Origin of the sequence: Pedobacter polysacchareus (assembly GCF_019802255.1) — a bacterium.
GTDB classification, from domain to species: Bacteria; Bacteroidota; Bacteroidia; order Sphingobacteriales; family Sphingobacteriaceae; genus Pedobacter; species Pedobacter polysacchareus.
In genome coordinates, this window is sequence record NZ_JAHYSS010000002.1 from 719,938 (window position 1) to 746,901 (window position 26,964).

Annotated in this window: 23 protein-coding genes; 12 read left to right on the plus strand and 11 right to left on the minus strand. The window is 40.8% G+C overall.

What is annotated here, in order from left to right; genetic code table 11:
* Nucleotides 1-4 precede the first annotated feature (4 nt).
* From K7X70_RS07005 to K7X70_RS07020, 4 genes are all read left to right on the plus strand, one after another.
* Nucleotides 5-571, plus strand: a complete 567-nt coding sequence (locus K7X70_RS07005) for an RNA polymerase sigma factor (protein ID WP_222536366.1) — start codon at nt 5-7, stop codon at nt 569-571.
* A 7-nt stretch (nt 572-578) separates the two neighbouring features.
* On the plus strand, nt 579-1,667 hold the full coding sequence (locus K7X70_RS07010; protein WP_222536367.1) for a S1C family serine protease: 1,089 nt from the start codon (nt 579-581) through the stop codon (nt 1,665-1,667).
* A 155-nt stretch (nt 1,668-1,822) separates the two neighbouring features.
* Nucleotides 1,823-2,770, plus strand: coding sequence for a DUF72 domain-containing protein (locus K7X70_RS07015; protein WP_222536368.1), 948 nt, complete (start codon nt 1,823-1,825; stop codon nt 2,768-2,770).
* A gap of 53 nt (nt 2,771-2,823) precedes the next feature.
* Nucleotides 2,824-3,459, plus strand: coding sequence for a peroxiredoxin (locus tag K7X70_RS07020; protein WP_222536369.1), 636 nt, complete (start codon nt 2,824-2,826; stop codon nt 3,457-3,459).
* Between the two features lie 114 nt (nt 3,460-3,573).
* Here K7X70_RS07020 and K7X70_RS07025 read toward each other — a convergent pair whose 3' ends face one another.
* The 6 genes from K7X70_RS07025 to K7X70_RS07050 form a co-directional block, all read right to left on the minus strand.
* Entirely contained in the window at nt 3,574-6,579 is a 3,006-nt protein-coding gene (locus K7X70_RS07025) for a glycosyltransferase family 117 protein (protein WP_222536370.1), read from the minus strand.
* Between the two features lie 262 nt (nt 6,580-6,841).
* Nucleotides 6,842-8,023, minus strand: a complete 1,182-nt coding sequence (locus K7X70_RS07030; RefSeq protein ID WP_222536371.1) for a THUMP-like domain-containing protein — start codon at nt 8,021-8,023, stop codon at nt 6,842-6,844.
* A gap of 10 nt (nt 8,024-8,033) precedes the next feature.
* Nucleotides 8,034-9,311, minus strand: coding sequence for an aspartate kinase (locus K7X70_RS07035; RefSeq protein WP_222536372.1), 1,278 nt, complete (start codon nt 9,309-9,311; stop codon nt 8,034-8,036).
* Nucleotides 9,312-9,313: 2 nt separating this feature from the next.
* On the minus strand, nt 9,314-10,129 hold the full coding sequence (locus tag K7X70_RS07040) for a DUF3298 and DUF4163 domain-containing protein (RefSeq protein WP_222536373.1): 816 nt from the start codon (nt 10,127-10,129) through the stop codon (nt 9,314-9,316).
* A gap of 119 nt (nt 10,130-10,248) precedes the next feature.
* Nucleotides 10,249-10,713, minus strand: coding sequence for a GNAT family N-acetyltransferase (locus K7X70_RS07045; protein ID WP_222536374.1), 465 nt, complete (start codon nt 10,711-10,713; stop codon nt 10,249-10,251).
* Nucleotides 10,713-11,405, minus strand: a complete 693-nt coding sequence (locus K7X70_RS07050) for a YggS family pyridoxal phosphate-dependent enzyme (RefSeq protein ID WP_222536375.1) — start codon at nt 11,403-11,405, stop codon at nt 10,713-10,715. The genes K7X70_RS07045 and K7X70_RS07050 overlap by 1 nt, the downstream gene beginning before the upstream one ends.
* A gap of 71 nt (nt 11,406-11,476) precedes the next feature.
* Here K7X70_RS07050 and K7X70_RS07055 point away from each other — a divergent pair, with 71 nt between their 5' ends.
* Genes K7X70_RS07055 through K7X70_RS07075 form a run of 5 tightly spaced genes read left to right on the plus strand, consistent with a single transcriptional unit; the run spans nt 11,477 to nt 16,942 of the window.
* A complete protein-coding gene (locus K7X70_RS07055; protein WP_222536376.1) occupies nt 11,477-11,995 on the plus strand; it encodes a DUF4296 domain-containing protein in 519 nt (172 codons plus the stop codon).
* Between the two features lie 10 nt (nt 11,996-12,005).
* The gene (locus tag K7X70_RS07060) at nt 12,006-14,378 is read left to right on the plus strand and encodes an endonuclease MutS2 (RefSeq protein WP_222536377.1); all 2,373 of its coding nucleotides are present in this window, start codon (nt 12,006-12,008) and stop codon (nt 14,376-14,378) included.
* A gap of 48 nt (nt 14,379-14,426) precedes the next feature.
* Nucleotides 14,427-15,524, plus strand: coding sequence for a PQQ-dependent sugar dehydrogenase (locus tag K7X70_RS07065; protein WP_222536378.1), 1,098 nt, complete (start codon nt 14,427-14,429; stop codon nt 15,522-15,524).
* 48 nt (nt 15,525-15,572) lie between these two features.
* Entirely contained in the window at nt 15,573-16,274 is a 702-nt protein-coding gene (locus K7X70_RS07070; RefSeq protein WP_222536379.1) for a CoA transferase subunit A, read from the plus strand.
* 8 nt (nt 16,275-16,282) lie between these two features.
* Nucleotides 16,283-16,942 (plus strand): CoA transferase subunit B, encoded by a 660-nt coding sequence (locus K7X70_RS07075; protein WP_222536380.1) that lies wholly within the window; start codon nt 16,283-16,285, stop codon nt 16,940-16,942.
* Nucleotides 16,943-17,012: 70 nt separating this feature from the next.
* Here the strand turns inward: K7X70_RS07075 and K7X70_RS07080 are convergent, their stop codons facing one another.
* Both K7X70_RS07080 and K7X70_RS07085 read right to left on the minus strand, forming a co-directional pair.
* Complete coding sequence (locus K7X70_RS07080; RefSeq protein ID WP_222536381.1) at nt 17,013-17,660, minus strand: uridine kinase family protein; 648 nt, start codon at nt 17,658-17,660, stop codon at nt 17,013-17,015.
* The gene (locus K7X70_RS07085) at nt 17,650-18,903 is read right to left on the minus strand and encodes a LysM peptidoglycan-binding domain-containing protein (RefSeq protein WP_222536382.1); all 1,254 of its coding nucleotides are present in this window, start codon (nt 18,901-18,903) and stop codon (nt 17,650-17,652) included. Before K7X70_RS07085 ends, K7X70_RS07080 begins: the two co-directional genes overlap by 11 nt.
* A 185-nt stretch (nt 18,904-19,088) precedes the next feature.
* Here K7X70_RS07085 and K7X70_RS07090 point away from each other — a divergent pair, with 185 nt between their 5' ends.
* A complete protein-coding gene (locus K7X70_RS07090) occupies nt 19,089-19,568 on the plus strand; it encodes a Dps family protein (RefSeq protein WP_222536383.1) in 480 nt (159 codons plus the stop codon).
* A 60-nt stretch (nt 19,569-19,628) separates the two neighbouring features.
* Here the strand turns inward: K7X70_RS07090 and K7X70_RS07095 are convergent, their stop codons facing one another.
* Nucleotides 19,629-20,606: a helix-turn-helix domain-containing protein gene (locus tag K7X70_RS07095; RefSeq protein ID WP_222536384.1), complete on the minus strand. Its 978-nt coding sequence runs from the start codon at nt 20,604-20,606 to the stop codon at nt 19,629-19,631.
* A gap of 357 nt (nt 20,607-20,963) precedes the next feature.
* On the opposite strand from K7X70_RS07095, the gene K7X70_RS07100 reads away from it, so the two are divergent.
* On the plus strand, nt 20,964-22,790 hold the full coding sequence (locus K7X70_RS07100) for a UbiD family decarboxylase (protein ID WP_222536385.1): 1,827 nt from the start codon (nt 20,964-20,966) through the stop codon (nt 22,788-22,790).
* A 117-nt stretch (nt 22,791-22,907) separates the two neighbouring features.
* Here K7X70_RS07100 and K7X70_RS07105 read toward each other — a convergent pair whose 3' ends face one another.
* Together K7X70_RS07105 and K7X70_RS07110 are read right to left on the minus strand one after the other, a co-directional pair.
* On the minus strand, nt 22,908-24,419 hold the full coding sequence (locus K7X70_RS07105; RefSeq protein WP_222536386.1) for an OmpP1/FadL family transporter: 1,512 nt from the start codon (nt 24,417-24,419) through the stop codon (nt 22,908-22,910).
* A 33-nt stretch (nt 24,420-24,452) separates the two neighbouring features.
* On the minus strand, nt 24,453-25,349 hold the full coding sequence (locus K7X70_RS07110) for a hypothetical protein (protein WP_222536387.1): 897 nt from the start codon (nt 25,347-25,349) through the stop codon (nt 24,453-24,455).
* Nucleotides 25,350-25,456: 107 nt separating this feature from the next.
* On the opposite strand from K7X70_RS07110, the gene proS reads away from it, so the two are divergent.
* Nucleotides 25,457-26,929, plus strand: a complete 1,473-nt coding sequence (proS, locus tag K7X70_RS07115) for a proline--tRNA ligase (RefSeq protein ID WP_062547510.1) — start codon at nt 25,457-25,459, stop codon at nt 26,927-26,929.
* Nucleotides 26,930-26,964: the final 35 nt, after the last annotated feature.

Sequence of the window (26,964 nt, forward strand, 5' to 3'; positions counted from 1 at the left end):
ATTGGTGAGTAATAAGTTAAGCAGTTCAGTTCCAACAGATAGAGAGGTAGTTTTAGGGATACTAAATGACTCGGAAGATACGCTAAATAAACTGTACACCGGATATTTTCCGATGGTATTGCAGTTTATCCTGAATAATAACGGTGATGAGGATGATGCAAAAGACGTGTATCAGGAAGGAATCATCGTATTATACAATAAAATAAAAGGCGGAAATTTTGAATTGAGCAGTAAGCTAAAGACCTATATATACTCAGTTTGCAGAAGGATTTGGTTGAAGAAACTTTCCCAGGAAAGCCGGAAAACCAATAACATCTCGGATTTTGAGGATATCATGGCAGTAGAGGTAGATTTGGAGCATCATGAAGAAAAAGATCAGCAGTTTGATAAAATGAACGATGCGCTTCTTCATCTTGGTGAACCCTGCAAAACCATTATTCAGGATTTTTACATCAACGGTCTGTCTATGCAGGAAATTTGTGAGAAATTTGGCTATACCAATACGGATAATGCCAAGACTCAAAAATATAAATGCTTACAACGGCTGAAGAAATTGTTTTTTCAAGTTTAAAGGTGATATGAGAAACGAGATTGAGTTAGAGGGTATAATTGAAGATTATTTAAATGGCAAACTTTCTGAGACAGAAAGAGTAGCTTTTGAGCAGCTTCGCAAGAATGATCCAACGGTGGATCATAAAGTAGTTGCGCATAAGGTTTTTCTGGATTCTTTAGGAGAGTATGCAAATAAGATGGATTTAAAAGCGAAAATGGATCGCGCCCATGCAGAAATTGACGTGGAGCGCTTAACAGAAACGTTAAGACCTCATCCTTCCCGTATCATTAACTTATGGAGAAAAAATAAAGCAGCGATCGCCGTTGCCGCTTCTTTCATCCTGTTAACGATTGTAACCGTTTACTCTATCCAGCAAAACACCAAACAAATTGGTAGCGTAGAGCTGGTGAGCAGGGAATTGACGAAGATTAAAAATTCTCAAAGCAGCCTGATCAGAATTATCAATTCTAAAAATACACCTAAAAATGTGAAACCTGCCAATTTTGGAGGAACAGGCTTTGCATTAACTGCCAACGGTTATTTGCTAACCAATCTGCATGTGGTAGATGGCGCTGATTCTGTATATGTTCAGGACAGTAAAGGGGATTCATATAAAGCTAAAGTAGTCAGAACAGATTCTCAATATGACCTGGCCATTTTAAAAATTACAGATCGCTCCTTCAGCCCGCTTTCTAACCTTCCTTACCGATTGAAACAAAGTGGAATAGGCATGGGAGATGTGGTATATACTTTGGGTTTCCCTAAAGATGATGCCGTATTTGGCGAAGGTTACGTGAGCTCAAAAACAGGTTATAATGGCGATACCACACAATATCAGGTGGCTATTCCTGTAAATCCGGGGAATAGTGGTGGTCCTTTATTAGACCATCAGGGTAACATCATCGGAGTCATCTCAGCGAAAGAAAAACAAGTAGATGGGGCTACGTTTGCCATTAAATCAAAATATATTCAAGAGGCTTTAAACTCTATTCCTAATGATTCTTTAGGTAAAAAAGTCGCTTTTAATAAAAGAAATTCTTTGCAAGGCCTGAGCAGAAACAAGCAGGTGCAGAAAATACAGGATTATGTGTTCATGATCAAAGTATACAAATAGAAATTTTCTTTATCAATCATTGGAAAGACCCTATCGCTGATCTCGCTATAGGGTCTTCTTTTTTTAAGTCATTTTTTCTGAGTTCTTTCTTAAAAATTCCTAGTTTTATACTTAAAGCGGAATTAATTTAAGAACGAAGGCCTAATTAGGAAAACATGGATTTTGGAAAGGTTGCAGCGGATGAACTTCAAACGATAGATTTTACATTGCCGGCGGATGGCCAGCAAACTGCGCTGACTTTGCCCGGTAAACCGGCCTTAAAAACACCAGCTTTTTATGTGGGCTGTGCAAAATGGGGTAGAAAAGAATGGTTGAATATGATTTATCCAGCCAAAACTAAAGAAGCCAATTTCCTGGATGAATATGTGAAGCATTTTAATGCAATAGAACTGAATGCTGTTTTCTATAGTTTGCCGAAACCTGAACAAATCCGGAAATGGAAAGAAAAGGCCGCTTTGAATGCTAAGCATGGTTTTCTTTTTTGTCCGAAGTTTTCTCAATCGATCAGCCATTTAAAAAGGCTAAAAGGGGCAGAGGCGGCTACGGATATTTTCCTCTCTGGTATCTCAGAATTTGGGGAATACCTCGGACCTTGCTTTCTTCAGATGGGAGATAATTTTGGACCGAAAAATAAAGAAGTCTTACAAGCCTATCTCGAATCGCTGCCCGCAGATTTATCCATGTTCGTAGAGCTTAGAAATCCAGAATGGTTTTCAATTGAAAGTAACCGAAAACCGCTTTTTGAAATGCTGGCCAGCTTAAATAAGGGAGCTGCAATTACCGATGCCAGCGGCAGAAGGGACGTGATCCACATGGAACTGACGATCCCAGAAGTGTTCATTCGATTTGTAGGGAATGGCGCAGATTTTAAAGCCTCAGATGAAGCCAGAATTGATGAATGGGTCAAGCGTCTTAAAGTATGGCTAGGTGAGGGGCTAGAAAATGTTTACTTCTTTTTGCATCAGCACGATGAAAAAGATACACCAATTCTTGCCAATTATACCATCAAAGCATTTAACAAGCATTTAGGCAGTGACCTTCCGGAAATTAATTTCTTAGGCGGGAAAAATGGAGAAATTACAAAAGACCCACAATTATTCTAAAAAGTATACTAAATTTGTAGATATTATAATTTATACCCTAAAACCACACAATTATGAGTTTAAGAATAGGGGACGTAGCGCCCAACTTTAAAGCAGAAACTTCCATCGGGAACATCGATTTTTATGAATTCTTAGGAGATAGCTGGGGTGTTTTATTCTCTCATCCGGCGGATTATACTCCGGTATGTACCACTGAACTTGGTCGTACCGCTTCTCTAAAAGGTGAATTCGAAAAAAGAAATGTAAAAGTACTGGCCTTAAGCGTAGATTCAGCAGAATCACATAAAGGATGGATCAAGGATATCAATGAAACACAAAATACCAATGTAGAGTTCCCAATCATTGCGGATGAAGATAAAAAGATCGCAGATCTTTATGATATGATCCACCCAAATGCTTCGGAAACTTTAACTGTGCGTTCTTTATTTGTGATTTCGCCAGATAAAAAAGTGAAATTGATGCTGACTTACCCAGCTTCTACCGGAAGGAACTTTGATGAAGTATTGAGAGTCATTGATTCTTTACAGCTCACCGCTAAATACAGTGTTGCTACGCCAGCAGATTGGAAAGATGGTGATGATGTAGTAGTCATGAACAGCATCAAAACTGAAGATATTCCTGCAAAATTCCCAAAAGGATATAAAGAAATTAAGCCTTATTTACGAATGACACCTCAGCCAAATAAATAGCTGTTCGTTAATTCCTATTGGGTTATTTTAGGAAAACGCCCCAAAAATCGTCTGGATTTTTGGGGCGTTTTCTATTTTAATCGTATGGATTTGTTTTAGAAACCTGGGGAGCAATTAGCCAATAGAGCTCGTAAATAGGCTTTCATAATGATGGTATTTTGTTTTGAGTTCCTTGCTGAGCTCCAGCTGCTGGTGGTCCCTGCTCATCTCTTCCAATCCATTGATGATAGATAAGCCCAGCTGTATGTCTCTTAAGCGCCTTCTTTGTTGTTCTGGTTCCAGTGAAGCGATATATTGCAGTTCCAGATCTAAAAAGGAAAGCGTTTGTTTAGCCATTAGACTAGCCTGCTGTACATCTTTAAGCTCATAAAAAATCCTGATGCTGTTGAACCTGTTAATGGTATCCTGGATAGAATAGGTTTTCAAAGGCAGTTCTTTAGTAGTTTTTTTCATGACCGCCATCGCCCGTTCAGGTTTACCCGCCAAGATCAGGTTAGTAGCCAATGTATTATGAAAAGTCCATGTAGTTTCTGCAATGGATCTGCTTTCAATATCCAGGTATTTTGCAGTTTTAAAGCCAGAAAAGCTCATTTTATTCATCACATTGTCGTACATCACTGTTGTATTGGTCACCTGTGATTTATCACGTTCATCTTTAGGATCTGTTTTTAATGGCAATAAACGGTAAGCATAACCTTCTAAATACAGGTATTTTTCTAAGCCAATATAGGTATCCGGAGATACGGAAGTGGCGAAATATATCGGTCTTTCCCAGTTATTGTGTACCAGGATATCATACATCGCCAGATCCGCTTTACCGATAAAGCTCTTATCAACTTTCCATTCCATGCGGGCAGCAGCTTTGTCTTTATCTGCTGCTTTAATGGTATTTGTTTTGACCAGCTGATCAGCATCAATACTCATTTTAAGTTGCTTAGTCGGCAGAATATTTTCAAAAGATCCATCACTCATCTGTAATTTATCCTCCTTATTGTCGGAAGTCAGTACGGTTAACAGTTCTTTTAATTCCACACTATCGGTGATGCCGTAATCCACATAAGGAATATAATCACGTACACCTTGCTGGTATTTCTCAGGAGCCATCGTAATAGGCAGTGCGGCGGATTTGTTCTGCGCTCTTTTCAATTGATTGATGAAATCGCCATCGCTTAAGAATTGGATGCAAATCACGCGGACATCAGTTCTGATGCCTTCGACCTCCTGTGCATACCATAATGGATAAGTATCATTATCTGCATTGGTAAATAAAATCGCGTTTGGCGCACAGGAATTCAGGTAGTTTGCCGCCCAGTCTCTTGCTGTGGTTTTGCCGGAACGGTCATGATCATCCCAGCCTTGTGTCGCCATTAAAGTAGGCGCAATGAGTAATCCGGTTAGCGCGGCAGCCATCAGACTCATTTTTTGAGGCATAAAGCGCGACAGCAATTCTTTGATGGCCAATATGCCGAAGCCAATAAAGATGCAGAAGGCATAAAAAGAGCCGACATACGCATAATCGCGTTCTCTTGGCTGCAGCGGGTCCTGATTTAAATAGAGAATGATGGCCAGGCCGGTGAAAAAGAATAAAGTCCCAATGACTAAAGTTGCCTGTTTGTCTTTTCTATAGAGAAAGATCAATCCAGCCATTCCCAACAGGAAAGGTAAGCCAAAGAGCAGATTGTGACCTTTATTTTCTTGTATAGATGGAGGTAGTTTTGCTTGTGAACCCAGTCTGATGGCATCTAAAGGCTTAATCCCTGATAACCAGTTGCCATCTTCCAGATTACCATGCCCCTGAATGTCATTTTGACGGCCAACAAAGTTCCAGAAGAAATAACGCAGATACATGAAACCTACCTGATAAGAACTGAAAAAGCTGAGGTTGTCGGCCATGGTTGGCGATTGCCCTTTTTCCATTCCCATCCATTGCTGGTAGAAATTTTCATGATTGGGTTTCCCACTGTACATCCTTGGGAAAAGCATGTTTTTGTCGTATTCAACTTTAAAGGATTTTCCCGATTCCTCATATTTAGCGCTGCCTTTACGGTATTGTGTACCGGTTTCTTTAAAGTCGGTTTGCTTGGCATCAAAGGTTTTTCCATACAGTAATGGGGTTTCACCATAATTGGTTCGGCCGAGGTAACTGTATAGGGAAAATGGGTTGTCGGGATTTGACAGGTTGATACTTGGCTTGGCATTCGCCCGGATTAAGATGACGAAATAGGAACTGAAGCCGAAAATAATAAAGGCCAGACAAATTAAGCTCAGGTTTAAATTCGGTTTACGATGTTGGATGGAGTAATAAATGCCATAACTGATCGAACCGATCAATAGTAAAATAAAGGCTATAACGCCATAACCGAAATTAAATCCTAGCGTGTTGACAAAGAAAAGATCGAATTTAGCAGCGATCAGGACCAGGTATTGTACGATCACAATTTGGACAAAGCCTACAATCAGACAGGCAATAGCAAAGGCTTTTAAAGTGCCGAACCAGCTGACTTTTTTTGTGGTCTTGAAATAATAAACCAATACAATGGCAGGAATGGTGAGTAAACTTAATAGGTGTGCACCGATGGATAAGCCCACAAGAAAAGAAATGAAAACCAGCCAGCGGTTGTCCATACTTTTTTCCCATTTCAATATCGCCCAGAATACTATGGCTGTGAAGAGGGTAGATAAGGCATATACCTCTGATTCTACCGCTGAAAACCAAAAAGTATCGGAAAAAGTATAGGCTAAAGCGCCTACAGCACCTGCAGCAATTACGCCGAGCATTTCCAGTTTGGTTTTTTCTTTGGAATATAGTTTGGAGGCCATCGCAGTGATGGTCCAGTAAAGGAACATAATGGTGGCTCCACTAAATAGTACCGAGCTGAAATTTACCCAATAAGCGATTTTCGCAGTATTGCCCATGGCGAGTAAGGAGAATAATTTGCCGATCATTAAGAACAATGGGGCTCCCGGTTGGTGACCTACCTGAATTTTAGCACTGGCGGCAATGAACTCTCCACAATCCCAGAAACTGACGGTCGGTTCCATCGTCAGCCAATACACAAAGCTGGCAATTCCAAAAAGGAGAAAGCCTACCAGGTTGTTGATGCGGCAATAATTTTTCATGATGTGAGGTTTAATTTATGGTTAATCAAAAATAACCAAATCATTAAAGGATAGTTAGTTAGAATTGTTAAAGTATGTTAAAGAATGTTAAATTTTGTCGGATGATGTGGAGCAAGGAACAGGTGATATACAGCAAGGGATACGTGATATTGAGCAAGAAACAGATGATGTGGAGAAAGAAATAAATACGGTGGAGGAAGAAATGGGGAATGTTAAGAAAAGAAATAGGTGTGTATTAAGAAATGGGAGGGAGGGCGTGCCTTTAGTAATGTTCCTCAATATGGGCATCAATCACCAGGTACCCTTGTTTTTTACTCTGCGTAAAGATTAAAAAGCGATGTTGATCAGGTTTGATCTTGTACTTTTTGACCAGCTGTTCTGCTTTATCACGGTAATTTCTGGCAATCACATTCCCTCTCAGGTCTTTTTCTTTTTTAAGATCCGCAGGGGTCAAAAGGCCATTGATTTTGAATCTTCTTCCAGGAAAATCGCTGATCACCTTTGAAGAGGTATAGAGCTGTGTTTGTGAATGCAGTTTCTGCAGGCCATATCTGCTGGCAATCAGGTTGAATGCGCCGCCTTTTAACAGTGCGGTATCTGGCTCGTATAGGTATTCCTGTAAATCAAGTTCTGGAATTTCGGCTTCTGTATCCTCTTCTCCTTTGAAAAAGCTAAAGTTTTTTTCTTGCTCATTTAGTGTTGTACAAACGATTTTCACTTGTTCAGGAGGTTGATTTTCTAGGACCCAAAGCAACTCTTTACATTCGTTTTTCACACTGACTACATGGATTTCGCTCACGTTTTTCAGTTCCTTTAATCCGGCACTGAGGTCGAGTAAAGGAGCAGTTTTAATGATGATTCTTCTTGATTTCGACAGTAAAAGATCTAGGTGTTCCACCACATTTGGTGTACAGTCTTTGAGCATAAACACTTTGCCTATACTGCTTCTTCTGGCTGGATCGATGTAAATATTGTCGAATGCGACTTGATTTTCCTGAAGGTAGGCAATGCCATCCAATGCTAAAAACGTCATGTTAGACTGTTTTAGCACCTGCGCATTGTATGCTGCAATTTCAGAAAGCTCCGGATAGAGCTCACAATGCGTAACTGATTTCAATTTCCTTGAAAAGAAAAGACTGTCGACGCCAAAACCGCCAGTCAGGTCAATCAGGCTTTCTCCAATCGTTAAACGGGATTTATAGGCGGCGGTACTCTCCGAAGAACATTGCTCAATGGACAGTAAAGCTGGATAATAAATCAGTTCCTGCTGATACCAGGTAGGGAGTTTTTTGACGCTTTTCTGTTTCGCGGCAATCTGGTTGGCCAGTTCTTTCGAACTGACCTCCGGAAATGGACTTTTAGCCATAGCAATGGTAAATACATCCCCATTTAAATGGTTATTGATATATTCCTGTACTGCTGGGGCTAAAATATTTTTATTCAATGGAATGGATTTAAGAACTAGGGTTACGGTCTTTCATTACAATCTGACAAGTGTGTCTGCTTTTAACTTCCAGCAAAATGCTTTTGTTAACGGTTACACGATCAATTGTTTCCTGGTTGTAATACCTGATGGTGACCAGCTCTAAACCCGTGTTGTATTTTACTTTGTACTGAACGGAAAGCTCCTCAATTAGTTTTTTTAATTTCTCTGGATCCTCATCAATACTCACAGAAAAACTGATGGCTGAGTTGAGCATCGTATTGATTTTCACTTTGTGCTTATGGAATAGGCTGAAAATATCACTCAGGTTTTCTTCGATAATGAAAGAGAAATCTTTAGGGAAAATAGAGATCAGCACCTGCTTTACCTTGAAGATAAAAGAAGGAACTGGCAATTGGTTTTCTGCATTCGTAATGTCCGTTCCTTCTGCTTCCGGATGAAGGAAAGAGCGTACAAAAAGTGGAATGTTTTTATTCTGGATGGGTTTAATGGTTTTCGGGTGGATCACTGTTGCTCCATAATAAGCCAGCTCTATGGCGTCATGATAGGAGAGTTGAGGGATACGTTCCGTTTCGTCAAACCATTTTGGATCTGCGTTTAACACGCCTGGAACATCTTTCCAGATGGTTAAAGAATCCGCATTCAGGCAGGAAGAGAAAATTGCTGCCGAATAATCAGAGCCTTCACGACCTAAGGTAGTGGTGAAATTTTCACTGGTCCCACCAATAAATCCTTGCGTTACGCCAATGAAGTGATCCAGCACAGGCAAGAGTTCCTGCTGTACTGCTGCCTCTGTTTTTTCCCAGTTTACATTTCCTTCCCGGTAATTATTATCGGTTTGGATAAAATTACGGGCATCCAGCCATTTGGCTTTTAGACCGGTTTCTGCCAAATACGCAGCAACAATTTTAGTAGAAATGACTTCTCCGATCGACACGATCTGATCGTAGATATAATCCGGACTATCTGTGATTTCTTCTTCAATTAACCAGTCGATCTCCACAAAAGTATTGGCTACATCATTGTAAATCGGGTGCTGGTGATTCGGAAAAAGATCGCCTATAATGTTAAAATGATAAGCTTTTACAGCTTCAAAAATTTCATGAACCTTTTCTTCTTCCCCGTTTAGGTAAGCTTTATAAAGGTCTTCCAGTTTGTTGGTCATCTTGCCCATGGCAGAAATGACGATCAATAATTTTTCTTTAGGGTAGCGGCGAACAATTTGCGCAAGGTTGATGACGCCAGCTGCATCTTTCACAGAGGCGCCTCCAAATTTGAATACGAGCATAGTTATTTTGTCGGACTTAGTAAAGTATTTGGCCTGGCAATGGTTTTTAAGTCGCTGAAAGGAATGATCAATTCAGTGCTGCCATAAGCGTAGGCCTTAATTTCGTATGGGTTGTAAAGGAATTTTAATCCTTCTTTAGTAATCGTAAAATTGCGGTTCAGGTCGAACTTGTCATTTTCAAAGAAATAATTGTCTTTAAGGCTTGCTGTTGGACTTAATTTCTCGTTTTTTCTGAAAATCTTTTCCCCAATGGCCACCAGCTGAGGCATACTGCCTTCATTGATGAGTGATTCCAGGGTGATTTCCTGTAAGGTTTTCGGGTTGATGTTCCAGTATACCATGGCGCTATTTGGATGGGCACCACCTGCATAATTGACCAGGCTATGTTCCAATCCTAAATAATCCGGCTGGTCCGTTAACACCTTGGTTTCGGCATCTATGAACCAGGCTGCTGCAGTACCTTCTGTATCCCTCAGATTTTCATAGTTTTTCACAAAAGCATCCGCTACCTGCTGGTAAGTCTGGTCTTTTTTATCGTCAGGATTGATCATGGCCTCCACCGTTTTTTGTTCCAGCAGCTGGTTGAGCTTCGGATTTGAAAAAACAGGATAAACCAGACGAACATAAGTGGTATCGGTGCTTTTTGTCTTCGCCGAAGGATTGGGCTTGCTGAAAACTTTAAGGCTGTCGTATTTAAAACTCAGTCCATCATTAGCAGACATTTCCACAAGTGTGGAATCTTCCTGATCACTTGCTTTTTTCTCACTTTGGCAAGCTGCAAAGCTTAAGGCCACTAGTAATATTGCTAATTTTTTCATCTGCTATTGATTTAAAGGTTTTCTATTGTTGATTTAAAAGGCTTTTTATCCCCGATTTAGGCCATAACTATGGACTTAAAACGTTGTCGCTACTGATTTCAAAAGCTATGCCGACTCTTTTATTTTTCAAGCTGTTCCTTTGAAAAAGAACCATTCAGCCATTCCGGATCCAGCTGCGCTTCATATTTTTTATAAAAGTTGATGGCTGGTTCATTCCAGTCCAGCACCTGCCAGTTCATGCCATTAAAATTCTTGTCTTTAGCCTCTTTCATCACTCTTTCGAAAAGCAGTTTTCCGATGCCTTTGCCTCTGTAGCTTTCGGTAACGATGAAATCTTCCAGGTATAATCTGCAGCCCTTCCAGGTTGAATATCTGGTGTAATATAACGCAAAGCCGATAATCAGCTGGTCGTTTTCTACTACGAAAGCATTCCATACCGGATTCGAGCCAAAACCAGCATCTTCAAATTCTGCTAAAGTTACGGTTACTTCTTCCGGTGCTTTTTCATATAAGGCCAGTTCTTGAATCAATTCTAATAAGCGCGGACAATCCTGCTGTGTGGCCACTCTGATGTTTATATTCATTATGCTTCCTCTTTCCAGTGTTTAATTTTTCTTTTTCCAAAGATATTGCTGCCCACGCGAACCATGGTGCTGCCTGCTTCAATAGCCAGTTTATAATCTCCAGACATGCCCATCGAAAGCTCTTTAAAGCTGTCGTCTTTTCTAAAGAAACTTACTTTGATGCCATCAAAAAGTACTTTCAGCTCTGTGAATTCATCCAATGTCTGTTTCTCCTGCGCATTATTGCTGGCGATGCCCATTAAACCGACAATGCGAACGTTTTTCATCGCTGCAAACTCTTCTGAACGCAGTAAATCAATTGCTTCATCATAGCCTAAACCGAATTTAGTATCCTCGTCGGCAATATAAATCTGTAGCAAACAATCGATCACTCTTTTGTTTTTTGCTGCTTGTTTATTGATCTCGATTAATAATTTCAGGCTGTCTACCGATTGAATCAAGCTGATAAAAGGGGCAATGTATTTTACCTTATTGGTTTGTAAATGGCCGATTAGGTGCCATTCAATGTCTTTTGGAAGTTCGGCTTGTTTTTCTACCAGTTCCTGCACAATGTTTTCTCCAAACACCCTTTGTCCGGCGTGATAAGCCTCCAAAACTGCTGAGGCGTCCTGGTATTTTGAAACGGCGATCAATTGTACCGTAACTTCATCCAATTCGTTTTTATATTTTAATAAGTTATCTGCTATACTCATTTATCAGTATTTTTGGTAAAATTAAGAACCTTAGCGAACTTTGGCTAAGAAATAATGATGTTTTAAGCATAATGAGAAACTTTTTATATATACTATCCTTTTTTTTACTGTTTTCTGCCTGTAAACCGGGGATTCCTAAAGACATCATCCAACCGGACATAATGCCGGACGTATTGAGCGATATCCATGTGGTAGATGGCTATGTGTCTGCAATTCCGGTCCTGGACTCAGCAAAAAAGGTGGCCAGTTCATTCTACAAAGGGATTTATACGAAATATGGGATTGACTCTGCGGTTTTAGCGAAGAGCATGACCTATTATAACAATAATCCTCAGCTGCTGGCCGACATCTATACCAAGGTGGTAGATGATTTAAGCAAACAAAAGGATGTCATTACGAAAGCAGACTCACTGAAAAACGAGAAAAATAAATTAGAATTACAATTAAAACTGTCGGCTGATTCCATCGCCAAGAAATCACCGGATTATAAGATCCGCTTCTTGCTGAAGGATACGACGAGCCTGCAGGATACCACGAAAAAGGCTATGGAATTCATCCAGCCGAAGATGGTTTTTAAGTACCCAAATTAGAATTATAAGTATGTTATATCCGGAGAATTGTTTAGAGCGTTTGGGTTTCAGTGAGGTCCGACAACTTATACATAAGCACTGTTTGAGTCCGATGGGACAGCAAATGGTGGATAAAATGCAGGTCATGACGAAGTATGACCAGATCAATAAATTTTTGCGTCAAACTCATGAATTTAAAAGCATCCTGGAAAATCAGGAACCATTGCAGATCAGTACATTTTTTGACATTAAATCTTTAGCTGATAAAATTAAAGTAGAAGGTACTTACCTGGTAGAGGAAGAACTGCATCAGATGTATGCTTCCCTGGTTACGGTATTTTCAGTACTTCGTTTTTTTGAAGAAAGAAAAGAAGTATATCCGAATCTGGAAGCTTTATTGGAACACCTTCCGGTAGAGAAAAATATCCTGAAAAGAATTGAAATGGTGCTGGATCCGAAAGGGAAAATCAAGCCCAATGCTTCCAGTACACTGCAACAGATCATTGGTGATATCGCCAAGGCGGAGCAGGATGTCAGAAAGCGGATGGATTCCATTTATAAAACCGCAGTTGGCAACAATTGGGTAGCAGATGGCAGCTTAACCATTAGAGATGGCAGGATGTGTATTCCTATTCTCGCTGAGAATAAAAGAAAACTCAAAGGTTTCATTCATGATGAGTCTGCTTCCGGGCAAACGGTTTATATGGAGCCGGAAGAGGTGTTTACACTGAACAATAAACTGAGAGACCTGGAATTTGATAAGCGCAGAGAGATCATTAAGATCCTGATCGCGCTGACTACAGATTTAAGACCTTATACGCCTTTATTATTGTCGTACCATGGTTTCTTGACCAAGTTAGACTTTGTGCGGGCTAAGGCTTTGTTTTCAATTGATATAGAGGCGGATATGCCGGTATTGGTGAAAGAAGCCAGACTGAAACTGATCAATGCGAGGCATCCGCTGTTGTATCTTTCTTTTAAAGAAGATAAAAAGACAGTAGTTCCTTTAAATGTGCACATGACCGATGAGCTGAGGATTGTCTTAGTTTCCGGTCCGAATGCAGGTGGAAAGTCGGTTTGTATGAAAACGGTTGGCTTATTACAGCTGATGGTGCAATCAGGTTTACTCATTCCTGTTCATGAGTCCAGTGAAGTTGGAATTTTTGAAAACATCTTCGCCGATATTGGTGATGACCAGTCGATTGAAAGTGATTTGAGTACTTACAGTGCGCATTTAACCAAAATGAGACATTTTGTAGCGCATGCAACGCCGAAAACAATGGTGCTGATTGATGAGTTTGGTACAGGTACCGATCCGCAGTTTGGTGGGCCAATGGCAGAAGCAGTATTGGAAGTATTAAACAACAAGAAAGTGAGGGGAGTGATCACGACCCACTATTCAAACCTGAAACTTTTTGCCGGTAATACTCCGGGCTTAGAAAATGCTTCTATGCTGTTTGATAATGACCGTATGAAGCCAATGTATGTTTTAGAACTGGGTAAACCAGGAAGTTCTTATGCTTTTGAAATTGCTCAGAATATCGGTCTGCAGAAAGAAGTACTGGAACTGGCGAGGGCAAAAACCGGAACCAATCAGAACCGGATTGACAGCTTACTGGTAGATTTGGAAAGAGAGAAAAAGCAGATTTATGATACGAAACTGCATTTGTCTAATCAGCAGAATAAGGTAAAAAATCTGGTTGCGGAAAATGAAAAGCTGAAACTGTTTTTAGATGAAAACAAAAAGGTGCTGATTAAAGAAGCGAAACTGGAAGCACAGGCGATCATCAAAAACGCCAATAAACTGGTGGAAAATACCATTGCAGAGATTAAAGACAAGCAGGCTGATAAAATCGTTACGAAACAGCTGCGTCAAAACCTGCAAAAGGTATTGGTTCAAAATCAGGTGAAAGAAGAAAAGAAACCTGAGGTTGCAGTGGCTTTAAATACACCAATCCAAGTTGGAGATTGGGTGCAGCTGAACAATAGTGAAACTACCGGACAGGTGCTGGAAATCAACAGAGACAACCTGGTGGTGGCCTTAGGAGATTTACGTTCTGTTTTGAAGAAAAACAGAGTGTATAAAATCAGTAATAAACAAGCTAAAAAGGCAGTTCAAAACAACTCTTATACCGGCAGCATTTCGGAGGCAATTGGCAATTTTACTGCTGAACTGGATCTTCGTGGAATGCGTGGCGAGAATGCTTTGCATGAAGTTGAGAAATACCTGGACAAGTCCATCATGCTTGGTTTTCCATTCATCAAAATCATTCATGGAAAAGGGGACGGTATCCTGAGGAAACTGATTCGTGAATACCTGAGGAAATACAGTCAGGTGAACCGCGTAGAAGATGAACATGCCGATCGAGGCGGGGATGGAATTACTTACGTGTATTTCAATTAGTTAAACATATTCAGGACATTGCTTGTTATCATCATAAAGCAATGTCCTATGAAAATATTGATGATCAGTGCTTTGGCGGTTTTGCTGAGCATTGCTGCCTGTAAAAAAAGCAAATCTACGAGCGTTGATACGCCACTTCCTGATGCCGCATTGAAAACAAAAGTGCTGACTGCCGGTTTAGCCTTTCCATGGGAAATTATCTATGGCCCTGATCAGCAATTGTGGATCACAGAAAGGGGAGGGAAGATCAGCAGGGTTAATCCTCAAACGGGGGCAGTTACCCTTTTACACAACATTTCTGAAGTAGTTTCTAATGGAGAAGGCGGTTTGCTGGGCATGGTGCTCGACCCTAATTTTGCCGCAAATCCTTATGTGTATGTGGTCTATGATTATGGTTCAGGGAGCAACTATCTGGAAAAAGTAGTCCGTTTTACTTATAGTAATGGCGGATTGGCTTCGCCATTCACGATTATAGATCAAATCCCTGCCTCCAGCATCCATAACGGCTCCAGGCTAATGATTAGCAAGGATCATAAATTATTCATTACGACAGGTGACGCCAGCAACGCTGCCAATGCACAGAATAAAAACTCCTTATCTGGAAAAATCCTTCGGTTGAATCTGGATGGCAGCATTCCTGCTGATAATCCCATTGCAAATAATCCTTTATGGAGTTTTGGCCACCGCAATCCTCAGGGATTGATCCAGGTAGGCGATAAAATTTATGCCTCAGAACATGGGCCCAATAATGATGATGAGGTCAACCTGATCCTCAAAGGTCGTAATTATGGCTGGCCAAATGTGGAAGGTTTTTGTAACCTGCCTGCCGAGCAAAGTTTTTGCGCGGCAAACGATGTGGTCGAGCCTTTGTTTGCCTGGACACCTACCATCGCCACTTCCAGTCTTTCTTATTACAATTCTGATTATATCCCGCAATGGAAAAACTCGTTATTGCTGCTGAGTTTGAAAGGAACCAAGCTTACACAGCTGAGTTTAAATGCTGCTGGCGACAAGATTGAGGGGACTAAAGATTTTTTAGTCAACCAGTTTGGACGCCTCCGTGCCATTTGTCAATCTCCGGAAGGAAAGCTCTATCTGACCACCAGCAATGGCGGGGATGATAAAATTATAGAAATCGCCAAATAAATTGTTCGAAGACGATTTATACTATAATTTAGTAGCAAAACCATATATATGATCAACAAAGTAGTTTCGGGTGCTGATGAAGCCATCAGCGATATAGAGAATGGGAATACCCTGATGCTCGGCGGTTTTGGGCTTTGCGGGATTCCTGAGAATTGCATTACCGCACTGGTAAAAAAGGGCGTTAAGGATTTAACATGTATATCTAATAATGCTGGCGTAGATGATTTTGGCATCGGCTTGATGTTGCAAAAGCGCCAGGTAAAAAAAATGATTTCTTCTTATGTAGGCGAGAACGCGGAATTTGAGCGTCAATTGCTGAGCGGCGAGCTGGAAGTTGAACTGATTCCACAGGGCACACTGGCCACAAGATGCATGGCTGCCGGATACGGAATGCCTGCAATTTTTACCCCTGCGGGAGTAGGCACTGAGGTAGCCGAAGGCAAGGAGGTTAGAAACTTTAATGGCAAAGATTACCTGATGGAATATGCTTTTGATGCAGATTTTGCCATTGTAAAAGCATGGAAAGGAGATACTGCCGGTAATTTGATCTTTAGATCGACGAGCAGGAACTTTAATCCGGTTATGGCCATGGCCGGAAAAATCACCATTGCAGAAGTGGAAGAGCTGGTAGAAGCAGGGGAGCTGGATCCAGATCAGATTCATACGCCAGGTGTATTCGTTCACCGCATTTTTCAAGGCGCCAATTATGAAAAAAGAATTGAGCAGCGTACAGTTAGAACAAAAAAATAATCATTTATATGTTGGATAAAGACGGAATTGCGAAACGTATCGCAAGAGAAATTAAAGATGGTTTTTATGTGAATTTAGGGATTGGTATTCCTACACTAGTGGCCAATTATATCCCGGAAGGCATCAATGTGGTGCTGCAGTCGGAGAATGGATTGCTGGGAATGGGCCCTTTTCCTTTTGAAGGAGAAGAGGATGCTGACCTGATCAATGCAGGAAAGCAAACGATCACCACCTTGCCAGGTTCTTCTATATTTGATTCGGCCCTAAGTTTCGGCATGATCAGGAGTCAGAAGATTGACCTGACGATTTTAGGCGCTATGGAAGTTTCAGAGAATGGGGATATCGCCAACTGGAAGATTCCTGGGAAAATGGTAAAAGGAATGGGCGGTGCGATGGATTTGGTGGCTTCTGCAAAGAACATCATTGTGGCCATGCAGCACGTCAATAAAGCCGGAGAAAGTAAGTTATTGCCAAATTGCACTTTACCGCTGACCGGGGTAAAGTGTATCAAGAAAATCGTCACAGAACTGGCGGTGCTGGATGTATTGCCTGGAGGTGGGTTTAAACTGATCGAAAGAGCACCAGGGGTCAGTGTGGATTACATCAGACAAGCTACAAAGGGTAAGTTATTTGCAGATGATGACGTGCCAGAGATGATTTTAAGCTAAGACTAAAACGAAGATATCAAGTCAGGATATCTTATCCTAAAAAAAGGGACGCTTCTGGCGTCCCTTTTTTTTACTCTGCTTTGTGTTTGCAGTATTTTACTTTTAAATCTGCAGAGATTTCCTCTGTGATTTTGATGATGTCATCAGGAGTATTGAAATTATTGGTGACCAATTGATCACAAGCCTCTCTGTAAGGAAATAAGAACTCTTTATAAGCAGGAACCACGTGGTTGTGCCATTTATAAGCGACATCATCTTCCGGATATCCTCTTTCCATACCATCGCGTTTAATGCGGCGAGCTAAAGCAACAGATTCTTCTGCTTCTACAAAGATGCGGTGGTCTAATAAGGCTGCAATTTCTTTGAAATGGAGAATGAAAAGTCCCTCTACAATAATGATTGGAGCAGGATTGATTTCCAGAATTTTAGTGATGGCCAAAGGATTGTTAAAATTGTACTCCTTTTTATAAATCACTTCTCCTTTGATCAATTTCTTGATGTCCAAGAGGAACTGCTGATCATCAATGGTTGATGGCAGGTCGAAATTGTAAAGTTTGTTTTCTTCCTGGCTCAATTCGCCCACAGGAATGTAATAGTCATCCTGAGAAACCAGGGTTACTTCATCGTTCTTAAAATGATGTAAGAAACAATTTAAAAAAAAGGTTTTACCGGAACCACTTCCCCCCGCAATACCAATGATAAATGGCTTATTGTTCATTATCTTGTCCACCGTACGTTAAATTACAAAAAAATCTTTTATCTATAGCACCCAACGCGTCCGCTACTGCTTTAGTCATCACAATGATCACATCTTTAGTAGATTCATTTTCGGTGAATTTACCCACTACCTTTGCAAAGGTAGACCTATTGCTCATCGGGTTGGTAATTTTCATAACCGTTCCAATTGGTGCACTGCGATGTAATACTAACATTTTTGAGGGATCAAGATCCGGATCTGCAATCCATATTCCTGTTCCTTTTTCGTCCATTTGGTTTAAGCCGTATCTGCTGGCCGGCAATCTTAATGACGGATTTTTTATAGAGTTCAAAGTATCCACTGGATTCTCCGGCTGGTGGTTTGCCGATGGAGCTGGTTTTTGTGGGTATTGTCCTTTAATCAGTAGTTTCTGACCTACTCTTAAAGAGTAACCAGTCAGGTTATTTTTAGCTTTTACCTGGTCCATTGATAACTTGTAACGGGTCGCAATGGAGTAAAGCGTTTCATTAGAGGCTACAGTATGCTCGATAAAGTCTGCTGAACTATCGTCAGGAACATGGACTGCTGCGGGTTGATTTTGAACTGCTGCAGCCGGGTTCGGTTGTTTTTTTGGGAAAATAGGAATCAGAATTTCTTCTTTCTTCTTCGTATCTGCGGGAACTGTTTTTTCTATTTTAACTGGCTGCTGAGCAACAACTGCTGGGGCAACGGTAGCTGGTGTTGTGGTTTGCTCAGTTTCTGCACCTTCATTTGCCGGCATTTTTAATACTTGTCCGATAGACAGGTTGATGGTTTTGAGGTTGTTGATTTTTTTGATCTCCTCCACTGTGGTGTTGTATTTCTTCGCCAGCATACCCAGGTTTTCTTTTTTCTGAACAATATGTTCTATGAAGATGCCATCAGGATCTGTGTTTTCATTCTTTTTCGGAATGACATTTTTATGGGCGGCATTTAGTGGGTTTTTCTCTGCTGCAGGCCCTGTAAAAGGGATATTTGTAGGTACTTTAATGATGACACCAATCTGTAGGAATTTGTTATCGTTGAAAGTCATGATGTCTTTCGGTGTCACATTATATCTTCTGCCGATGGCATAATAAGTGTCTTTAGCAGCTACCTCATGGATAATTAACTTTTTACCATTCCGGTTTTCTACTCCTATAGAATCCCTTGTATTGGTATTGGCATTGGCAGTGGGTAATTTTAAAAGCACTGCAAATAACGATACTATATAATATTTATACATTAATGTCCCTGTTAAATTTAATGAGCAATTATACGAATAATAAAAGAAAGCGGAAATTTTGAATATTTAACGTCGATTCTAAAGGGGTATTGTCCGTCAAAATAACATTTTTCAAAACCATTTAATTTTCGTGTTGTTGTATAGGCAATACCCTATAATCGGACAAAAATAAAACAATATATACTATGGACGCAAAAGAAATCAGTTTAAATGAGAAAGAAGTGAGACCTGTAGTGGATATGCTTAACGACTATCTAGCTAATTATCACGTACATTACCAGAAATTAAGAGGTTGTCACTGGAATGTAAAAGGTCAGAACTTCTTCACTTTACATATTAAATTTGAAGAGTTATATACCAATGCACAGTTAACCATTGACGAAATCGCCGAGCGTGTCCTTACGCTAGGTAAACCACCGCATAGCCGTTTCGCGGATTATATAAAAGAGTCTACACTTAAAGAAGTGGATACCATTGGCATGAAAGACATGGATATGGTAGAAGAGATTTTAGCCGATATGGCGAAGTTAATTCAGATGGAGCGCGATTTATTAGAGGCGACAGATAAAGCAGGCGATGATGGTACGAACGACATGGTGAATAGATTCATGCAGTTTAAGGAAAAAAATACCTGGATGTTACGCTCTTTCTGCGGTAAAAAATAATTGATCATTCCCCCTAATGGTCTAACAGCCACTTCCAGGATATTCAGGGAGTGGCTTTTTTTATTTAAGCTCAGGACTGCTGCATTGCTGCAAGTAATTGTGTGGAGTAGTTCCTTTTTGTTTTTTAAACTCGTAAAAGAAAGAGCTGCGGGAAGAAAATCCGGCTTCAGAACCTAAACCATCCAGACTGTATTGCTTGTGTCCTTTACTTTGGAGCTGTGCTAAAATGTAGCTGACGCGATAAGTATTGATAAAATGACTGAAATTTTGCTGGAAGTATAAATTGAGTAAGTGTGATAAGGTATGCGAACTCACTTTTAGCATTTGTGCCAATTGTGCCAGTGTCAATTTTTTCTGGCGGTAGGGATGGTGTTCTTCCAGGTAAGCAATGATACTATCTTTCGACAGTTGTGCTTCATCTCCTTTTTTATGATAAGCACTCGCGATTTTCTTTAGGGTGGTGATTTTTATGTTGAGGTAAGAAGCCACGAGTTCCATGGGGATGCGTGTGGCATGATGCGGGTAGTTATTTAAGAAATCTGCATATTTATCTGATGCAGTGCCGATCCGGAAAAATACAGACCTGTGGTGTGCAATCTTATAATAAAGCTCCATCACTTTCCTCATCACAATGTGCATTTCAGGGAAATCTGTTGTTAGCTTTTCCAGATCATCCACATGTATACCGAGCAGTAAAGCATCTTCTGCTGCCTTAATGTCTTCTGTAGCAGGAACAATACCGTAAATTCCTTCGATGGCAGATACAAATTCTCCCTGGACACAAATAAAACTGGTGATCACTTGTTTTCCGGATGTGGCCTCTCCCGTTAGAATGCCTTCAATAATAAAGTATACGAAATAACTGTAATCCCCTTTTCTCAATAAGTATTCATTCTTTTTTACACTAATTTCATAACAGGTTTCAGCGAGCTGTGCTTTCGCAGCCGAAGGAAGTTGGAAAAAATAATCTAAACGTTCAAATACAGAAGCTAAATGTTTTTGATCCGGCTTTTTTTGATGGGGAAGAGGTGTTAACATGAAAGAGGTTAGAGTTTGCGTCTGCAAAATAGTTAAAACTGGGTGTAAGATTATAATGTTGTACTCTTTAGACCTAAAATTTTACTAATTCATAATGTTTCACTCTTACTTTTGTCAAAAATGTAAACGTATTGTCTCTCATTAATCGTTGTTGTATTTATTGTGAAATATTTTATAACAATTTTTTTTAGAGATCCTATTATAGTTATTCAAGGTTATGGAACGCTCCATTCGTAATTGCTTCGCCTGCTACCCTAGCAGCGGAGCTTTTATTTTTTATAAAAGGAATGTAATTTACGGCTTTTCTACCGCATGGTTTTAGGCCAGCTAACAATAGTTTAATACCTTTGGTAGGTAATGGGATATAAAAGTTTAGCAGAATGTGTTGCCGATTTAGAAAAACACGGCCATTTAATCAGGATTAAAGAAGAAGTTGACCCATATCTGGAAATGGCGGCCATCCATTTGCGCGTTTACGAGCAGCAAGGACCCGCTTTATTCTTTGAAAAGGTGAAAGGAAGTCCTTTTCCAGCGGTATCCAACTTATTCGGTACGCTGGAGCGTTCAAAATTTATGTTCAGGGATAGCCTGGATAAAGTGGAGCAGTTGGTAGGATTGAAGTTTGATCCTATGAGTGCAATAAAGAAGCCGCTTCAGATTCCCGGAATTGCCCTGACTGCGCTTACCGCTTTACCCCTTAAGCAAACTTTTAAATCAACATTTAGTAAGACCACCATTAGTGCTTTGCCGCAGATTGTGAACTGGCCTATGGATGGCGGTCCTTTTGTGACCATGCCACAGGTTTATACAGAAGACATAGACAAACCGGGTATTATGAATGCAAACCTGGGCATGTACCGGATTCAGCTTGCCGGTAATGATTATATCCAGGATAAAGAAATAGGATTACATTACCAGATACATAGGGGAATTGGTGTACACCAGTCGAAAGCCAATGCCAAGGGCCAGCCTTTAAAGGTCAGTATCTTTGTAGGCGGGCCGCCGGCACATCCATTGGCAGCAGTAATGCCTTTGCCGGAAGGTCTTTCAGAGATGACTTTTGCTGGTGCCTTGGGCAACCGAAGGTTCAGGTATTTTTATGATGAAGAAGGGTTCTGCATTTCTGCAGATGCTGATTTTGTGATCACTGGTACAGTCTATCCACAGGAAAATAAACCTGAGGGGCCGTTTGGGGATCATTTGGGCTATTATAGCTTAACTCATCCATTTCCTTTAATGAAGGTGCACAATGTGTACCACCGTAAGGATGCGATCTGGTCTTTTACTGTAGTGGGCAGACCACCGCAGGAGGATACCAGTTTTGGTGCCTTGATTCATGAGATAGCCGGATCGGCCCTGCCGAAAGAGATCCATGGTTTAAAAGAATTGAACGCAGTAGATGCAGCAGGGGTTCACCCTTTATTGTTCGCGATAGGAAGTGAACGTTATACGCCATTTCTTAATGAGCGCAGACCTCAGGAAATACTGACGATTGCCAATCATATTTTAGGCAAGAACCAGCTGAGTCTGGCTAAATACCTGTTCATTGCCGCCAGAGAAGATGAGGAGACTTTAGATGCGCATGATCTTTCCCGTTTTATGCAGCACGTGTTGTCCAGAATGGATTTTAAAACGGATTTACACTTCCATACCAATACCACGATTGATACGCTAGATTACAGTGGTGATGGCTTAAATAGTGGTTCTAAAGTAGTATTTGCAGCTGCTGGATCAGTACGCAGAAGATTGTCGGAAGTAGTTCCTGCAGGCTTTACCTTGCCAGAAGGCTTCCATACTCCTCAACTGGCGATTCCTGGGGTACTTGCAGTTCAGGCTGCTGCTTATGGGAGTCATGCTGCTGCAATAGAAGAGATCGCTGTTTTGAATGCAGCATTGAAAGATCAGGATCTTGAAGAAATTGCCTTGATGGTTTTATGCGATGACAGCGTCTTTACTGCCGAAAACATCAACAATCTGGTATGGATTACCTTTACAAGAAGTAATCCTGCGGTAGATATTCATGGGATCGGAGCTTTTACCGCAAACAAACATTGGGGCTGTACAGGTCCTGTTATTATTGATGCGCGTAAGAAGCCTCATCATGCACCGGAATTGATTAAGGACGCTCAGGTAGAAAAGAACATTGAAAGATTTTCGGGCCTTTTTAAGGCAACTGGGTTTTAATCTTATTCAAATGAGATAGATTTATTGAATTCTAAATTTGAGGTATAAAAAAAGGGAAGCTGATCAGCTTCCCTTTTTTTATACCTATTATATTATATAGTATCGTTTTTGTGGAGATTAGAACCTCACACCAAACGTTAAAAATACATTGTCTCTGCTGGTTTTGATGTTAGCAACAGGCTCCTGGAAATTATTTAAGATGTAGCTGTCTAAGTCTACATTACCTTCTATACGTTGGTAAGCAAGGTCTAAAGAATAATTACCTACACGGTATCCAAGACCACCTGAATATACATTAGTTGCAAAGTATGACTTCGTATCATTTTTTGAGTAGCTGCCATTGTTGGCATAACCAGCTCTTAAGCTGATGGCATTGTCCACTTTATATTCTGCACCAAATCTATAATTAACAGTGCTTTGGTAATTGTCTTTGATGCTTTGGTTTGCTGACATGATTGCGCCCTGGTTGTTATCCTGATCAAGTGAATACTTGATGGTAGAATAATCGATGTAATCAACATCTGCAGAAATTAAAGCTCTTCCAGCGATCACATAACTCGCACCAAACGATCCTTTTAATGGGGTACGCAATTGGTAAGTCAGGCCTGATACACCTGGGGTATTGCTGAAAATACCTGGCTTTCCGCCAGCAGCATAATTAGTCGTTAAAGTGTGCGCCTGAACATCGTCGAAATACATCCAGGTTGGTGTTTGGAAAGTTGCACCAACACGCAGGTTTGCATCTGGTCTAACGATAATACCTAAACGTGCATTGAAACCTGAACCTTTAACATCAGAGTTCAGCTGATAAGTTGAAGTGTAGTTACTGTTGATTTCCGGGTTGTTATTGTATCCCGATTCCGTAAATAAACGCTCGCTTACGTATCTCGTGCTCACAAAATTCAAACTACCACCAATATATACCTTATTAGAAATGTTCAGCGCACCAGCTACGTTCATTTCTGAGGTAGATCCGGTTCTGATTTCTGATTGGCTCTGACGGTATGGACCAGTAGTTGTCGGAGTGTAATAATCACTTTGCGTACCAGAAGCAGGTACATAGCTGATTAAATAGTTATCATAAGCCATTTTCTCTATGCTGTAGTTATCCAAAGTTGTTGGATCCCCAGGAGCATAACGGTTGGCTTCTTCTGCAAAATAATTGTTAATGGAACTCTGGTTATTGGTACCATTAAATTTGAAGTTTGCAGTAAAGTCATTGTTACGGCTATAGCCTACTCCAAATACAGTACTCACTACGCCTTTACTTGGATCTGTTCCTTTAGGTTTGAACGTTGGGTTAAAAAACACTGCACCAACATTGTTCAGGTTCAGCCTGTTTTTAGAAGAATTGGTTTGTTCTCCAAGAAATTCTGCTTTTCCTTTCATCATATTGAATTCGGGTGTAAAGCTAAATTCTGATTTAGTGAATAAACCAAGACCTGCAGGGTTGCCGCCTAATGAACTCATGTCGCCGCCTACACCAATCTGCGCACCACCCATACTTTTAAACCTGGCGGTACTGCCATAATTGGTTTGAGAGAATCTCAGGGCATCAGGGGCGTATTGAGCATATAAAGAACCTGTAGTGGTTACTATAACCACTAAGGAGGATAGAATTTTTTTCATGTTTGTTTTCTGAATGATAATTATTGAACCTGATTAGCCTCTTCCACCTCTAGAAGATCTACCGCCACCACCACCGACGCTGCCGCCGCCAGAAGATCTGCCACCTGCATCTCCACCACGTGATGGGGTATAAGTAGGCACATTTTGCTGTGGTCTATAGCTTTCTCTTGCAGGTCTGACCTGTTGATCAGTTGACTGTACACGTCCTGGTCTGATAGAACCTGGTGCTTGTCCAACGCCCTGTGTTCTATTAGGAAGGTAAGAATCGGCTCTGCTTCCACGTGAAATCACGTTTCCGTTTCTGTCGCTTCTCATATTTCCAGAACCTCTTGAAGAACTGCCATTGGCATAATTTCTGTCGTTCATGGTTCTTGATGGTCTTGGGGCATTGTTATACCTGTTGCCACCACCAATGATGATGCCGCCACCCCATCCTGGATAGAAACCGCCGCCCCATCCTGGATAGAAGCCACCGCCCCAACCTGGATAAAAACCGCTGCCCCATCCTGGGTACCATGGGTTGTAACCGAAGCCACCGCCCCATCCATAATATGGATTGCCCCATGCAGAGCCAAAGCTAAGCCCTAAAGAAAGTCCGCCGCCATAACCATATCCGCCGTAACCGAAGCCACCGTCAAAATAAGGATCGTAGTATGATCTCCATGGACTTGCGTAAGAAAACCTATTGATACGGGAAGAGTAATCCATGTCATAATAAGGATCACTTGTACCGTAATATTCATCATTTGAATCGTAATACTCTTGTTGTGCCACTACTTTTGGTTGTGGGGTATAAATCTGTGCTTTAACATTAGAGTTGTACACATCATCCGCTTGGGCACCTTGCTGCGCATACCTTGGCGCAGAGCAGGAAGCAACAACTATGGTTGTCACAGCCAGCATACTGGTGAATAAATGTCTAGGTTTCATAACTATATGTGTTGTTTGTGTGTCACACGCTTTTTTGTCGGCTATAAATTTATAAATTTGTAGTCTACATTTCAAGCAAAGTTACACAAAAAACATTCCAAATAGTTATGAGCAAAGGTATTACAAGTAAAAATGAAGATTATTCGCAGTGGTATAACGACATTGTTATGAAAGCCGATCTGGCAGAGCACTCCTCTGTTAAAGGATGTATGGTGATTAAACCCTACGGATACTCCATTTGGGAGAAAATACAGGCGGTTTTAGACAAAAAGTTTAAAGATACAGGACATAGTAACGCTTATTTTCCTTTATTCATTCCTAAGTCATATTTTTCTAAGGAAGCGTCACACGTGGAAGGTTTTGCCACTGAATGTGCCGTAGTCACACATTATCGCCTTAAAAATGACGGAAATGGAAACATTATCGTGGATGAAACGGCGAAACTGGAAGAAGAATTAATTGTAAGACCAACTTCTGAAACGATCATTTGGAATACTTACAGAGGCTGGATTCAATCCTACCGTGATCTGCCTTTGCTGATCAACCAATGGGCAAATGTGGTGCGCTGGGAAATGCGTACGCGTCTGTTCCTGCGTACTACTGAATTTTTATGGCAGGAAGGGCATACTGCACACGCTACTGCACAGGAAGCGGTAGAAGAAACAGAGAAAATGCTGGATGTATATGCTGATTTCGCGGAAACCTGGATGGCTATGCCAGTGGTGAAAGGAATGAAAACGCCAAATGAGCGTTTTGCAGGCGCCTTAGAAACTTATTGTATTGAGGCATTAATGCAGGATGGTAAAGCTTTACAAGCAGGTACTTCACACTTCCTCGGACAAAATTTCGCGAAAGCATTTGATGTGAAATTCACGAATAAAGAAGGTAAAATCGAACACGTATGGGCGAGCTCATGGGGGGTTTCGACGCGTCTAATGGGTGCTTTGATCATGGCACATAGTGATGATGCGGGTTTGGTATTGCCTCCTAAATTAGCACCAATTCAAGTGGTGATCATTCCGATTCATAAAAATGAAGAAGACCTGAAAAACATCACCAGCTTCGTAGATGAATTATCTGCTAAACTGAAAAGTTTAGGCGTATCAGTGAAATATGACGATCGTGAAGCACAGCGTCCAGGATTCAAATTCGCAGAATATGAATTGAAAGGCGTACCGATCCGCTTAGCAATTGGTGGACGGGATTTAGAAAATGGCACCGTTGAACTGGCGCGTAGAGACACTAGAGAGAAACAAACTGTAGCTCAGGAAGGTCTTGATATTTTCATCGTTCAGTTATTGGATGAAATCCAGGCAAATATCTACAATAAAGCATTCCAGTACCGTGAAGAACATACTACTGAAGCGAATTCTTATGATGAGCTGAAAGAACTGTTAGATGGTAAAGCAGGATTCGTATCTGCGCACTGGGATGGTACTCCGGAAACAGAACAAAAAATTAAGGAGGAGACAAAAGCAACCATCAGGTGTATTCCTTTAAACAATAAGCAGGAAGATGGTGTTTGTATCTATTCAGGTAAACCATCTAAACAAAGGGTATTATTTGCTCGCGCCTACTAATCATCAGGTATTTGCGCTTTAGGGGAAATAAAATT